At 62.0% G+C, this 14049-nt stretch carries 13 protein-coding genes; 9 read left to right on the top strand and 4 right to left on the bottom strand.

The genetic code is table 11. From position 1 onward, the window contains the following. Positions 1-5 precede the first annotated feature (5 nt). Both J7U39_RS22615 and J7U39_RS22610 read left to right on the top strand, forming a co-directional pair. The gene (locus J7U39_RS22615; protein WP_210632485.1) at positions 6-836 is read left to right on the top strand and encodes an ABC transporter ATP-binding protein; all 831 of its coding nucleotides are present in this window, start codon (positions 6-8) and stop codon (positions 834-836) included. Then, positions 820-1593: an ABC transporter permease gene (locus tag J7U39_RS22610; protein ID WP_210632645.1), complete on the top strand. Its 774-nt coding sequence runs from the start codon at positions 820-822 to the stop codon at positions 1591-1593. Before J7U39_RS22615 ends, J7U39_RS22610 begins: the two co-directional genes overlap by 17 nt. Positions 1594-1949: 356 nt before the next feature. On the opposite strand, the gene J7U39_RS22605 is transcribed toward J7U39_RS22610, so the two are convergent. Continuing rightward, positions 1950-2567 carry an NAD(P)H-dependent oxidoreductase gene (locus J7U39_RS22605; protein WP_210632484.1) on the bottom strand — a complete coding sequence of 206 codons (618 nt, stop codon included), beginning with the start codon at positions 2565-2567 and terminating at the stop codon, positions 1950-1952. Between the two features lie 274 nt (positions 2568-2841). On the opposite strand from J7U39_RS22605, the gene J7U39_RS22600 reads away from it, so the two are divergent. From J7U39_RS22600 to J7U39_RS22580, 5 genes are all read left to right on the top strand, one after another. After that, the gene (locus J7U39_RS22600) at positions 2842-4650 is read left to right on the top strand and encodes an ABC transporter ATP-binding protein (protein WP_210632644.1); all 1809 of its coding nucleotides are present in this window, start codon (positions 2842-2844) and stop codon (positions 4648-4650) included. Between the two features lie 230 nt (positions 4651-4880). Then, positions 4881-6779 carry an ABC transporter ATP-binding protein gene (locus J7U39_RS22595; RefSeq protein ID WP_210632483.1) on the top strand — a complete coding sequence of 633 codons (1899 nt, stop codon included), beginning with the start codon at positions 4881-4883 and terminating at the stop codon, positions 6777-6779. Between the two features lie 103 nt (positions 6780-6882). Continuing rightward, positions 6883-7182 (top strand): hypothetical protein, encoded by a 300-nt coding sequence (locus tag J7U39_RS22590; protein WP_210632482.1) that lies wholly within the window; start codon positions 6883-6885, stop codon positions 7180-7182. Between the two features lie 319 nt (positions 7183-7501). Beyond that, positions 7502-8542, top strand: a complete 1041-nt coding sequence (locus tag J7U39_RS22585; RefSeq protein WP_210632481.1) for a LacI family DNA-binding transcriptional regulator — start codon at positions 7502-7504, stop codon at positions 8540-8542. A 119-nt stretch (positions 8543-8661) separates the two neighbouring features. Further along, entirely contained in the window at positions 8662-9699 is a 1038-nt protein-coding gene (locus J7U39_RS22580; protein WP_210632480.1) for a LacI family DNA-binding transcriptional regulator, read from the top strand. Positions 9700-9830: 131 nt separating this feature from the next. Here the strand turns inward: J7U39_RS22580 and J7U39_RS22575 are convergent, their stop codons facing one another. After that, positions 9831-11033, bottom strand: a complete 1203-nt coding sequence (locus J7U39_RS22575; RefSeq protein WP_210632479.1) for a multidrug effflux MFS transporter — start codon at positions 11031-11033, stop codon at positions 9831-9833. Positions 11034-11288: 255 nt separating this feature from the next. Here J7U39_RS22575 and J7U39_RS22570 point away from each other — a divergent pair, with 255 nt between their 5' ends. Further along, positions 11289-11993 (top strand): TetR/AcrR family transcriptional regulator, encoded by a 705-nt coding sequence (locus J7U39_RS22570; RefSeq protein WP_210632478.1) that lies wholly within the window; start codon positions 11289-11291, stop codon positions 11991-11993. 13 nt (positions 11994-12006) lie between these two features. On the opposite strand, the gene J7U39_RS22565 is transcribed toward J7U39_RS22570, so the two are convergent. Further along, on the bottom strand, positions 12007-12447 hold the full coding sequence (locus tag J7U39_RS22565; protein ID WP_210632477.1) for a response regulator: 441 nt from the start codon (positions 12445-12447) through the stop codon (positions 12007-12009). Between the two features lie 281 nt (positions 12448-12728). Between J7U39_RS22565 and J7U39_RS22560 the strand changes: the two genes are divergently transcribed. Continuing rightward, the gene (locus tag J7U39_RS22560) at positions 12729-13268 is read left to right on the top strand and encodes a L,D-transpeptidase family protein (RefSeq protein WP_210632643.1); all 540 of its coding nucleotides are present in this window, start codon (positions 12729-12731) and stop codon (positions 13266-13268) included. Between the two features lie 50 nt (positions 13269-13318). On the opposite strand, the gene msrA is transcribed toward J7U39_RS22560, so the two are convergent. After that, positions 13319-14023 carry a peptide-methionine (S)-S-oxide reductase MsrA gene (gene msrA, locus J7U39_RS22555; protein WP_210632476.1) on the bottom strand — a complete coding sequence of 235 codons (705 nt, stop codon included), beginning with the start codon at positions 14021-14023 and terminating at the stop codon, positions 13319-13321. Positions 14024-14049 lie beyond the last annotated feature (26 nt).

The raw sequence follows: 14049 nt of genomic DNA, 5'->3' as shown, positions 1-14049 counted from the left end.
AGGTCATGGAATTGGCCGTCGTGAAAACTGCACCCCCGACCAACCGTCCGGATCATTCGAAGCCGATGGTTTCCATCGACGCAATCACCATGTCCTTCGGTGCTTATGTGGCGGTGCAGGAGGTTAATCTAAGCGTCTCCGATGGCGAATTCCTGGCCATCGTCGGACCGACTGGATGCGGCAAAAGCACCATACTTAACGCAATTGCCGGTCTTCTGAAGCCTGCCAGCGGCACTGTTTCCATCGACGGTCAGCCGGTCCGCGGGGTCCAGACCGATATAGGTTACCTGTTCCAACAGGACGCACTGCTTCCGTGGAAGACCGCAATCGAGAACGTGGAACTCGGTCCCATGTTCAAGGGTGTCGGAGCTGCCGAACGTCGGGAGCACTCGATGAGATGGCTGGCGAAGGTCGGATTGAAGGGGTTCGAGCATCGATATCCGCATCAACTTTCCGGCGGCCAGCGCAAGCGTGTGCAGATGGCACAGGCATTGATCACCGGCCCCAAGGTGATCCTGATGGACGAGCCTTTCTCCGCGCTCGATATCCATACCCGCCACCTGATGCAGAACGAGCTGCTGCGGCTTTGGCAGGAGGAACGGCGCGCAGTGGTGATGATAACGCACGACCTCGAGGAGGCGATCGCCCTTGGCGATCGGGTCGTCGTGCTTGCCGCCGGACCGCGCTCGCGCGTCATCGACAGCTTCCCCGTCAACCTCGAACGCCCGCGTGATGTCGCCGAAATCAAGCTCGATCCGCGCTTCCTGGATCTCTATCGCAACATCTGGTCATCGCTGCGCGGTGAAGTGGAGAAAAGCTATGAACGTCATGACTGAACGCCTCATTCAAATCGTGCTGCTCGTGGCAATTGTCGGCGGCTGGCAGCTCGGTGTCGCGGCAGGCGTCATAGACGTCTTCTTTTTCCCGGCTCCTCTCGACATCTTCGACCAGGTCTTATCCTGGGTGGCCGACGTCGACTTCTACAGCCACGTCGCCATCACGCTGACAGAAACCGTGCTCGGCTACCTCGTCGGAACGGCACTCGGCGTCGCCGCAGGCGTGTGGCTTGGTCTCAGCCGTTCGGCTGCGCGCATTCTCGACCCCTTCATCAAGGGGCTGAACGCAATACCGCGCGTCGTGCTCGCGCCGATCTTCGTGCTCTGGCTCGGCCTTGGGCTGTGGTCCAAGGTGGCGCTCGCCGTGACGTTGGTATTCTTCGTGACGTTCTTCAACGCGATGCAAGGCGTGCGCGAAGTCAACCCGGTGGTGCTGTCGAACGCCCGCATTTTGGGCGGCAATCGGAGGGACCTGCTTCGCCATGTCTATTTCCCGGCAGCGGCGAGCTGGATTCTGTCGTCGTTGCGTACTTCGGTGGGCTTCGCCGTTGTGGGGGCCATCATCGGCGAGTATCTCGGCTCTTCCGCCGGGCTCGGTTATCTGATCGCTCAGGCCGAAGGCAATTTTGATGCGGTCGGCGTCTTCGCGGGCATCCTGATCCTCGCGATCTTTGTCTTGATCATCGACAGCATTCTGGACATCGCCGAGAAGCATCTCATCAAGTGGCGAACAAGTGCTTCTGAACGGCCGGCGTGACGATCGTCGCGGCAACCGAAAGAACTACCGGCACGCGTTCTCCCTTACACAAGAAAGGGAGAACGCAAGCGTTCTGAGCGAGAGGACTTCGAACGAAACGTAATATTCGCCGTTGCCTTGTCGACGAGATAGATCATCCGATCGGTCGGACACACAAAAAGTCCCTGAACCGTCATCGCAACTCCTTTGCGGCTTCATCCGCACCTGGGGTTGATCGAAGTTTCAACGCATAAACGGCCGGTCACGCGTCGATGAAGGTAGGTCATGCGGCAATTCTCCCTGGCAAGAGCTTTATTGCCGAATCGATCTAACGCGTTAAACTGAATGCATATTTGAAGCGCTGCCCGCGATTGGCCTCAGCCGCCCTCGCCCGGATATGGCTTCGCCTTCAACAGACCTGCCAAATGCGCCGTGTTGCGGGCCAACATGTTGACGGCCTTGGTCACGACCTTCGGCACCTTGTCGAGATCGACGAAATTGGTTGAACCCATCGCTACTCCGACCCAGTAGGCGACGGCATTGGCCGGAATGGTGAAACCGACATCATTGAGCGCCTGGTAGAGTTCGGCCGAGATATGATGGGCGCCGTCCTCGTTGCCGACGACGGCAACGGCTGCCACCCTGCCGTAAGACACCATACGGCCCTGATCGTCTGTCTCGTCGAGGAAGGCGTCCATGCGCTCGAGCGCCCGCTTGCAGACGCTGGACGGCTGGCCGAGCCAGATCGGCGTCGCCATCAGCAGGATATCGGCGTCGAGCAGCTTTGCGCGAATATCCGGCCAGTCGTCGCCGGCGCCCTCGTCCGAGCTCACGCCCGGCTTGACGTTGAAATCGGCAAGGCGGAGCACTTCGGTCACGACGCCGTATTCGGACATCGCCTTGTCGATGAGAGCGATCATCCGGTCGGTCGATGACGGATCCTTGGCGTCGCTGGTCTTCAGCGTCGCGTTGAGAGCAAGGGCTTTCAGCGGCATGGGTCTCTCCGTAACGGGCGCCTCTCGGGCCTTGCTGCTGCAACCCACCCGCGCGCCGATAGTTCCCGAGAGGGATGCGTGAGGGCCTCACGCAAAAATAACCAGTTGGTGAATTCTTTACTTGAACGCCCAGTTGGAATCGGCAAAAATGACGGTGCTATCAATCCCTTCATGGATTTGCCGTCTTTTCGGGCCAGCGTCCGAGCACCACATCTATTGGAAAAATACCGTGAGCAGCGATGCGTCAACACGCGCGACGAAGCCTTCGGCTTCGATGGCGCTTGCAACTGCGGCAGGCTGGGGCCGAGGCCTCTATACACTGGTGCGCATCACCGTGATGGCCTTCCGCCATCCCTGGCAGGCCGGCTTGGCGATTGGCGCCACCCTCATCGCCTCCACCTTCCAGCTGATGATCCCCCGCCTTCTTGGCCGGGCGGTCGACCACACGCAGATGGCGATGGGCGGCGGTGCGGCCGGCCAGGCGGCGCAAGACGCGCTTCTGACCACGGCGTTGCTATTGCTCGGCGCCAGCGTGCTGCGCGGTCTCTTCACCATGGTGCAGAACTATTTCAGCGAATCCGTCGGTCACCACATGGGCTACGAGCTGCGCCTGGCCTGCTACGAGAAAATCCAGCGCCTCTCCTTCAGCTTTCACGATACGGTCCATTCCGGCGACCTGATCACCGTCGGCCTGCTCGATCTCGAGGGCGTGCGCATGTATTTTTCCACCGCGCTGGTCCGCATGGTCCTGCTGTCGATCCTGATCGGCATCGGCGCCTATATGCTGCTGTCGACAGATGTCGTGCTCGGGCTGCTGGCGCTCTCCTTCGTGCCCTTCGTCGGTTGGCGCTCCTCGGTGACGCAGCTCAGGCTGCGGGCCACCTGGCTCGACCTCCAGGAGCGGCTGTCGGTGCTGACCCGGATCATGGAGGAGAATCTCGGCGGCATTCGCGTCGTGCGGGCCTTTGCCGCCCAGGAACACGAACTGTCGAAGTTCGAGGCCGCCTCGAAGAACGCGCTGGCGCTTGCGCATCAGCGGGTCGGCATCCGCGTCGTCAACACCAGCGCCATGACCTTCTCCTTCTTCGCCGCCATGGGCCTCGTGCTCTGGGTCGGTGGCGGCAAGGTCATGTCGGGCGAGATCACCGTCGGCACGCTCGCCTCGTTCCTGACCTTCATGACCATCCTGCAGATGCCGGTGCGCCAGCTCGGCCTGATGGTCAATGCCTTTGCCCGCGCCTCCACCTGCGGCTCGCGGCTCTTTGCTCTGCTCGACCTCGACATCGCGATCAAGGATGCGCCGGACGCGACGGATTTGGCGGTGACGGAGGGCGTGCTGCGCTTCGAGAATGTCAGCTTCGCCTATCCCGGCTCGGAAAAGCGCACCGTGCTCCATGATGTCTCCCTTGAAGCCAGGCGCGGCCAGACGATCGGCATCGTCGGCCCTCCCGGCAGCGGCAAGTCGACCATCGCCCATCTGATCCCGCGCTTCTACGATGTCAGCGGCGGCAGGATTACCATCGACGGCCAGGACATCCGCAAGGCGACACTGCAGTCGCTGCGCCGGGCTGTCGCCGTCGTGCAGCAGGATTCCTTCCTGTTCACGACGACGATCGAGAACAACATCGCCTATGGCGACCCCTGGGCCAAGGAAAGCCGCATCGAACGCGCCAGCGAAAGCGCTCAACTGCACAATTACGTGCTCGGCCTTCCCACCGGTTACGGCACCGTCGTCGGCGAGCGCGGCGTGTCGCTCTCCGGCGGACAGCGCCAACGTCTTTCGATCGCCCGCGCCCTGATGCTGAAGCCGGCGGTGATGGTGTTCGACGATTCGACGGCGGCAATCGACGCGGCCACCGAGCAGCGCATCCGCAGCGCCATGCGCCGCTACGCCGCCGACCGGGTGACCATCATCGTTGCCCATCGCCTGAGCTCGCTTATGCATGCCGACCTGATCCTGTTCGTCGAAGACGGACGGATCGTCGAGCGCGGCACGCATCAGGCGCTGCTTTCGCTCGGCGGGCGCTACAAGGCGCTCTACGATCTGCAGGTGCGGCCGGGCGACGAGGTGTTGAGCGCGTGATGAGATGCCTCTCTTCTCCCCACTGGGGAGAAGTGCCGAGCAAAGCGAGGCGAAGAGGGCGAGGAGCGACAGCGACGAGTGCCCTGAGCGGAAGCGAAGGGCAAAGAGGGCGTGCCGTGCGGCCCCCCCATCCGCCCTTCGGGCACCGTCCTTCGGACCCCCCGCTGGGGAGAAGGGGACACGCAATGAACGTGCTGGCCACCTGACATGATGGCCGCAGGAGGAAAGACATGGCCGAGGAACTGGAAACAGAGCGTCCCGACGTTCGCGAGGATGGGCGCCGTCCGCCGCGGGCGGTGGTCGGTTCGCATCGCGTCGAGGAGGAAATGTTCGGCAAGGCCTTCGACGGCAACATCATCAAGCGCATCTGGGCTTTCGTTCGCCCCTACCGCACCCAGGTCCTTTGGGCTGTTGTCGCCGTGCTGACCTTCACGACGATGCAATTGCTGATCCCGCTGATCATCCGTTACGCCATCGATCACGGCATGTCGCCGGGCGGCAATCATGCGGCGCTGATCTGGGCTGTTGCCGCCTTCACCATCGCCATCCTTATCAATTATGCGGCAAGCTACGCGCAGGAGACGCTGGTCGGCAATGTCGCGGAAGAGGTGCTCTTCGACATCCGCAAGGCGATGTTTTCGCATCTCCAGCGCGTCTCGCTCTCCTTCATGGACAAGACCGAAGTGGGGCGGCTGATGTCGCGCCTGCAGGGCGACGTCAACTCGATGCAGGAATTCCTCGAAACCTCGGTGCTGTCCGTCGGCGACATCGTGCTGCTCTTCGGCATCGTCTTCGTGATGCTCTATCTCGATTTCAAGCTGGGGCTGCTGACGCTTTCGGTGCTGCCGGTGCTGTTCGTCGTCCGGCTGTTCTGGCTGCCGCTCGCCCGCAAGTCCTTCATGGCCGCGCACGAGACCAATTCGGTCGCCAACGGCGCGCTTGCCGAAGCGATCCACGGCGTGCGCGCCGTCCAGAGCATGGACCGGCAGGGCGTCAACTTCACGCTCTACGACGACAAGGCGCATGCCAATCTCAAAACGCATCTGACGGCCGCGCGTTATGCCCAGGTGATGGTGCCGATCGTCGACAGCCTGACCGGCGTGGCGATGGCGCTCGTCATCGTCGTCGGCGGCGCCCGCGTTCTCAACCAGGCGCTCGATGTCGGCGTGCTCGTCGCCTTCCTCTTCTATATCCAGCGCTTCTTCGACCCGATCCGATCGCTGACCCTGCAATATTCGGTGATGCAGCGCGCCATGGCTTCGGGCCAGCGGCTGACCGAAGTGCTCGACGTCCCCGTCGACATCAAGGACGCGCCTGACGCCAAGACCCTGTCGCGCGACATGGACGGCTCGGTGGAATTCAAGGATGTCGTCTTCGGCTACAATCCGAAGCATCCGGTGCTGAAACATGTGAGCTTCAAGGTCAATCCCGGTGAGACGGTGGCGCTGGTCGGGCCGACGGGCTCCGGCAAATCGAGCTGCATGTCGCTAATCCATCGCTTCTACGACGTGCAGCAAGGCCAGGTGCTGGTCGGCGGCCACGACGTGCGTGACCTGACCCAGGATTCGCTCGGAGCGCAGATCGCCATGGTGCTGCAGGAACCCTTCCTCTTCACCGGCACCGTCTTCGAAAACATCCGCTACCATAAGCTGGAAGCGACGCGCGAACAGGTGATCGAGGCGGCCAGGGCCGTCGGCGCGCATGATTTCGTCATGCGCCTGCCCGATGGCTATGACAGCATTCTCGGCGAGCGCGGCGGCAATCTCTCGCTCGGCCAGCGCCAGCTTTTGAGCTTTGCCCGCGCCCTTGTGGCGGATGCGAAGATCCTCGTGCTCGACGAGGCAACCGCCAATATCGACAGCTATACCGAGATGCTGATCCAGAAGGCGCTGGTGAAGCTGCTCGAAAACCGCACCGGCCTCGTCATCGCCCATCGCCTGGCGACGATCCGCGAAGCCGACCGCATCATCGTGCTGCAGAACGGCGAAATCATCGAAAGCGGCGACCACCGCCAGCTGATGAAGAACGGCAAGCTCTATTCCAGACTCTACAATCTCAACTACGCCTCGTTCGACGATATTCCCGAGGACGTGCTGGAAGAGACGACGGCGGCGGGGCCGGCAACTTGATGGGGATGACTTGCGTTAACGCGTGTCGTAAAGATTGAACGAACAAACGCGTTCCTGCCGCATTTCCCTCTTATCCGGGGCAAGTGCCACTGAGGAGAATGTCATGAAGAGAATTATTAGCAGCCTGTTGATCGCGACGGCCCTTGTTGGATCGGCTATTCAGCCTGCTGCGGCGCGTGACCACCATCATCACGACAATACCGGCCGGATCATCGCCGGCGGCGTCGCGGCAGGTGTCGTCGGCGGCCTGATCGGCGGCGCACTCGCCAATGGCGGCCCTCGCTACGTCGATGAAGGCCCTCGTTATGTCGAGCCGGCGCCGAGGTGCTGGTATGAGGACCGCGACGTCCGCAACCGCTATGACGGCTATTACCATACCGAAACCGTGCGGGTCTGCGAATAGCCCCTGAATTCTTGCAGCGGCATTGGTTTTAATCGCCGCCGGTTTGCCTCCAGCCGAGGCTGCGTCCCGCAGCCTCGGTTTTTTGTGCGACATCCCGGCCGCTCGTCCGGGCCTAAGACCCCCTCCATGCCGCACCGTTTCACGTAAAAGTCCAACAAGATCTCTTCTTTGATCGCCGCCGAGACCGTGGCTTAGCCCCTCCCCCTTGTGGGGAGCGGTCTTAGCGTGAGCCGGCACGCCAACGAACAGCACGCAAAAGATCCCGCCCATCCCGCCGCCTGTCATCCGGCTGTCAGAGACGCGCAATAGTTGAGAGCCGATGGATGATGGTCCCGTGAACGGCGGCAAGGTGCTGAGAAAAGAGCGCATGCGTTTCGTCAGCGCCGAACAGGTGGCGCAAATGGCGGGCGTTTCGCGCTCGGCTGTCTCGCGCACCTTTACGCCAGGCGCGAGCGTTGCGCCTGCAACGCGCGAGAAAGTGCTGCGGGCCGCCGAAGAGCTCGGCTATCACGTCAATGATCTGGCGCGCGGCGTGCTTGCCAATCAAAGCCGCCTCGTCGGCATGGTCGCCACACGGCCGGAGGTGGGTTTTCGCGCGCATCTGGCCGCCGCCCTTGCCAAAGCCCTGATCCGGCGCGGCAGCATTCCGATTCTGATCAACACCGGCCAGACGGAAGACGAACTGCTCGCCGCCCAGAAGATGCTGATCGGCCACCGCGCCGAGGCGATCATCATCCTGTCCGGCTCGCCGCCGGCGAGTTTCCTCGAACTCGCCCAGCGCAACGGCCAGCCGCTCGTCGTCATCGGCCGCTCGGAGCCCGACGCCGACCATGTGCGCGCCGGCAATTCCGAAGCCTCGCGCAAGGCGGCGACGGCCTTTTATGAAAGCGGCAGGCGTCAGCTGGCAGTGATCGGCTCCAACTCGGGAATGCCTGCTATCATGGAGCGCGAAAGCGCCTTCGTTTCGGCAGCCAAGTCGCTCGGTGCATCGGTCGTCGTCGCACGCGGCGACGATTCGGATTATCAGGGCGGCGTCACCGCCGGCCGCGCCCTCTTATCCAAAAGAATGAAGCCGGACGCCATCTTCTGCGCCAACGACCTGATCGCCTTCGGATTGATGGATGTCGCGCGCCTGGAAGCGCGGCTGCGCATTCCGGAGGATATCGCCGTCATCGGTTTCGACGACGTGCCGGAATCCTCCTGGCTGAGCTACCAGCTGACCACCTTCCGCCAGGACCCGGTGGTCATGGCGCAGCGCGCCGTCGATCTGATGGAGCGGCGGCTCGAAAACCCGGACTCGCCCCCGGCTTACGAACGCGTCATTCCGGAACTCATCATCCGCCAGAGCTTCAAGCCCTGACATCTCTCCCTGGCTTTTCGCGGGCGCAATCCTGTGGCAAGAAGGACCGGACACTGGGATCGAGGCGTTACGTTCTTTGCGCATTTGGGCGGCGTCGTCAGGGAGGAAGATCGCTGCAGATGAAAGGAATTCGCCAGCTCGCCGAGCACCTCGACATTTCGATCGGGACGGTGTCCCGGGCGTTGAACGGCAAGCCGGATGTCAATGAAGACACGCGCCGGCGCGTGCTGGCCGCCGCCGAAGAACTCGGTTATGTCGCCAACCAGTCGGGCCGCAGCCTGCGCCAGGGCATGACCAACGTCATCGGGCTGATGCTCGAGGTCAGCCGCGAGACGGTCGAGAACAGCGACGACTTCTTCCTCGGCGTCACCGACGGGCTGCAGAGCGTCTTTTCCCGCCACAAGCTCGATCTGGTCATGCTGCCCTGCCCCGATGACGAGGACCCGCATGAATATCTGAAGCGCATGGTGGCGCGCCGGCTCGTCGATGCGCTGATCATCTCGGCGACGCGGCGCACCGACCGGCGCATCGAGTTTCTGGAAAAGGCCCGCATCCCCTTCGTGGCGCTCGGCCGCAGTGCGTCCGGCGGCAGCTATACCTGGATGGATCTCGATTTCGAGGGCGTGGCGGCGCGCGGCGTCGACCGACTCGTCGCCAAAGGCCACCGGCGGATTGCGGTGGCGGCCCCCTCCTCCGACATCAATCTCGGCTACATCTTCCTCGACAGTTACCGTCAGGCGCTGAAACGGCACGGCATTCCCTTCGACCCCGCCCTCGTCATCCGTGTGAAGTCGAGTGAACAGGGCGGCTATCAGGCCGGCCACGAATTGCTGATGATCGAAGAGAGGCCGACCGCAATCATCCTGATCCACGAACTGATGGCGATCGGACTGTACCGGCGGCTTGCGGAAGCCGGCATCGTGCCCGGGCGCGACCTTGCCGTCGTCGGTTTCCGCGAAGAATCGCGCACACATTTCCTGCAGCCGACGCTGACCTCCTTCCGCATGTCGCTGCGCGATCTCGGCGCCCAACTCGGCGAAACCCTGCTCGCCACCATGCCGGCCTATGCCGACCATTATCCGCAGGGCGCGCGCAACAGGATCTGGCCGATGGAACTCGTTCCAGGCGAAAGCGACGCCTTCACACTGGCGGGCTGAACCCCGTCTATAGGCAAAGATTCAGCAGGGCCGGCTTGAGGCTGCCTGATGCTCTCGATCGGCTCGCCGACAATGGGCATTGTAGAAAGATGGCATGGCCGCACTCGTTGCCGGGTGCGGCCTGTTTCCGGCTATTCGGCGGCGGCGGCGGCGGCGACGCGGCGACCGATCGTCGCCTGGGTCAGCACGAAGGCCGAGAAGGCACAAAGCGCGATGCCCGCGGCCATTGGAACGGCGGTGCCATCGAAGAACAGGCTCGATACAACCATGGCGACGGCGGCAATCACGAAATGCAGCGTGCCCATCAGCGACGAGGCGGTGCCGGCGATCGCGCCGTGATCTTCAAGGGCAAGCACCGCGCTCGTTGGAATGACGAGGCCGAGGAAGCCGTAGCCGATGAACAGGAAGGTCGCCATAACAGGCAGCTGGTTGAAGCCTGAAGCCATCACCACCGCCATGACGATCATGGCCAGCGCAAAGGCGCTGACGGCAATCCGCATGACGCGCACCAGACCGAACCGCTCCCCGAGCCAGCCCGTCGCCTGCGATACCGCGAAGAAGGATACGGCATTGATCGAGAAGGCGAAGCTGTATTCGGTCGGCGTGAGCCCGTAATGCTGGATCAGCACGAAAGGAGAGTTGGCGAGATAGACGAGGAAGCTCGAAATGCCGAGGCCGCCGATGAAAGTCAGCGTCAGGAAATTGCGGTCGGCGAGCAGCAGACGATAGGCCTTCATGGCGCTGCCGAGGCCGCTGCCGTTGCGCTCCTCGGCCGGGCGGGTTTCCTCGAGCTGGGTGGAAAGCAGGACAAGGCCGATCACCGCGGCGCCGGTCACGGCCCAGAATACGCCGCGCCAGCCGGAGAGCTCGATGACGGCGCTGCCCGTCAGCGGCGCCAGGATCGGCGAGATCGAGAAGACCAGCATCAGCAGCGACATCAGCCGCGCGGCCTGGACACCGGTATGCATGTCGCGGACGATGGCCCGGGGAATGACCATGCCGGCGGCACCGCCGATGCCCTGGACGAAACGGAAGGCGATCAGCGTTTCGATATCTGTCGCAAATGCGCAACCGATCGACGCGACGGCGAAGAGGCCGATACCGAGATAGAGCGGCAGCTTGCGGCCCCACATGTCCGACAGCGGCCCGTAGACGAGCTGCGCAAGCGCAAAGGAGATAAAGAAAGCGAGCAGGGTCAGTTGGGTGACGCTGTTGTCGGCATGCAGGTCCTGGCCGATGGAGGGCAGCGCAGGCAGATACATGTCGATGGCAAAGGGACCGATGGCCGACAACAGGCCGAGAATGAGGGCAATGCGAAAGAAGGAAGCCGTCATAATGGTGATCTTTCGTAAAAGCGCAGCGGAGGCGCCGGATCGTCGCTCCGCACTCTTTGGAATCGACGCATCGTGCTCTCCGAAAATTAGTCCGATTTCGCGCCGATGCGCTGGGTTCAATGATGATCGTTCGCGCGAAGACGAAGTTGGGAGCTCATATCTCCAGCGGCGGAACCAAGAGTGTCAATAAATTTGGACACGCCTGTAAAATTAGACGCCATTGTCTAAACCGTCAAGACATCTTATCTTCGCTCCATGAAAGACAGCATGACACCGGCAGACCGGATGGCGGGGCACACGCAGCGTGGACAATGCGCCAAGCGTATGTCGATCCTCGACGCCGCCGCCGATGTCTTCTGCCGCCAGGGTTTTTCAGCCGCCAGCATCGACGAGATCGCCGCCGTCGCCTGTGTCTCCCGCCAGACGATCTACAATCATTATCGTGAAAAGGAGACACTGTTCGTCGCCGTCGTCGAGGACGTCATGAACCGCGCCAATGCCATGCTCTTCTCCGTGCTGTCGACCTTTCCTGACAGCGCCGACAATCTGGAGGACGGTCTGACGGCATTTGCCGTGCGCCTCAATAAAAACTGCATCTGCAATCATGATGGAAAATTCCTGCGCAAACTGGTGCAGACGGAGGGCGAGCGATATCCGCACCTCTTCGAAAGCTGGCGCCAGCAGGGGCCGGGCAAACTAACCACCGCGCTTTCCGCGCTTCTCGCCCGCCTTGCCCACAGTCAAGCGCTTGCTATCGATGATTACGACGTCGCCGCCCGGCAGTTCGTGGCGCTCGCCAATGCCGACCTGCAGATGATGACGCTGTTCGGCGGCACACCCACCAATGAAGACCTGGAAAAGGCGGCGCGCAATGCCGTGCGCACCTTTCTGAAGGCCTATGGCTGCCCGAAGGCCGAAAAGGCCGGCGGAGAGCCGCAGCTTGCGGCCATGTCCGGCTGATCACCCCTTGCGATCATGTAAAAACAGTCATCTGCGCCGGCACGACCGCAAACATGCCCACGCGGCGCGCGGCAAGATATGTCACCAGCTGTTCGACAAGCGAAGGCACGACCGGCTTCTGGACGACGCCGACCGCTCCCTTGACGCCGCCGGCGACGATCTCGGGATTGCCGGTCATGAAGACGACGGCGATCCCATGCTCTTCCGCCAGCCGCCTGCCGAGCTCAGGCCCGGTCGGGCCATCGGCGAGATTGACGTCGACGAAGGCGATATCGGCGGACGGCGCCAGCCGCAGCGCCTGTTCGCGGTCATTCGCAAGGCCCGCGACCTGCATGCCAATGCCTTCCACGGTCGCGCCGAGATCAAGCGCGATGAGGAATTCATCTTCGACGATCAATACTCTCTGCTTCATGAGATCATCTCGTTGGCAGCGCCGCACGACGTTGGTGGCCATGATTCGTCCTCTTGTTACGCACATACTTCGAAAGAAGGAGCCGCTCGGCAGTCTTCCCTGCCCGAAACTCATTGTCGTAACGGGAAACCTGACGATATGTTCCGGGGTGAAACGCGATTTTTGCCGCTTAACACATTGTTAACGTTGACAAATCCTTAACACGACGCCGGCAAGGCAAAAACCTGCCGCTCAATCACCTTGAATCAACCGCCTACTTCTGGATGAGAGCGGGCAATGATACGATCGGATTATTCCATCGGGCTCGGCGATTGAGGATCACGTTGCGAACTAAATTTGTTGTCCTGGTCATCGTGGCCGTCAGCCTGTTTGCCTATACCAAAGTGATGGCCAGGATCGGCTCGGGCCTGCCGCCCGCGGATGCACCGCCGGAGCAACGCGCCGACCTCATTCGCGTTTACAAGTCCGAACGCCGCATGGTCCTTTTCAGAGGCGACGCTGCGATCTCGACCTATCAGATTTCACTTGGAAGTGCTGCCGATGCAGGCCCCAAGCAGCGCGAAGGCGACGAGAAAACACCGGAAGGGCGTTATGAAATAGACTGGCGCAATCCAAAATCCGTGGCCCGTCTCAGCCTGCACATTTCCTATCCGAATCCGAAAGAGCAACATGAGGCTGAAGTGATAGGCTATCGGCCCGGCGGCAGCATCATGATCCACGGGCTGCCGAATGGCTGGGGCCTGCTCGGAGGGATGCATCGCCTGTGGGATTGGACGGATGGCTGTATAGCGGTCACCGATAGGGAGATGCGGGAAATTTGGGCCCGCGTTCCCGATCATACGCCCATCGACATCATGCCTTGAGCGACTGCGATCCGTACCGGGATCAACCGCCGAAACTGAGCAGGCTCAATTCAGCCCTTGGTCTTCCCGACGAGCACCGGCTGGCTGCGGTAGTCGGCGGGAAACAGCGCCTTCAAATTCTCGATCTTCGGCAGGTCGTTGTAGACGATATAGGGGTAGGTCGGATTGCGCGTCAGGAAATCCTGGTGATAGGCCTCGGCGGGATAGAAGCCGGCGGCATCGGACACCTTGGTGACGATCGGCTTCGGGAAGACATGGGCCTTGTCGAGCTGATCGATGTAGCGCTCGGCCACCTCTCGCTGCCCGGTGGCGGTGACGAACAGCACCGAGCGGTACTGGGTGCCGCGGTCCGGTCCCTGAAAATTCAGCTGCGTCGGGTTGTGCGCCACGGAGAAGAAGATCTGCAGCAACCTGCCGTAGGTCACCTTTTTCGGGTCGAACCTGACCTCGACGGCTTCGGCGTGGCCGGTCGAGCCGGTGCTGACCGTTTCGTATTGCGCCGTTTCAGCCTCGCCGCCGGCATAACCGGAGACGGCGCTCTCGATCCCATTCACATGCTGGAAGACACCCTGAACGCCCCAGAAACAGCCGCCGGCAAAAATGGCGGTCTCGGTGCTCGACCTGACGGCTTCGTCCATGGCCGGCGGCGGAATGACGACCGCTTTCTCGGCGGCGCCTGCTATGCCCGTGTCGAGCAAGACAGCAGTGGCGGCAAGGAGCACGGCACGGCTCCAGCGGTTGGAAGACATGGACATGTGCGCTACCTCCTGGCGGTCGCTCA

The sequence above is a fragment of the Rhizobium sp. NLR16a genome (assembly GCF_017948245.1).
GTDB lineage: Bacteria > Pseudomonadota > Alphaproteobacteria > Rhizobiales > Rhizobiaceae > Rhizobium.
The sequence above is the reverse complement of the archived record's forward strand: the minus strand, read 5'-3'. Positions and strand labels throughout refer to the sequence as shown.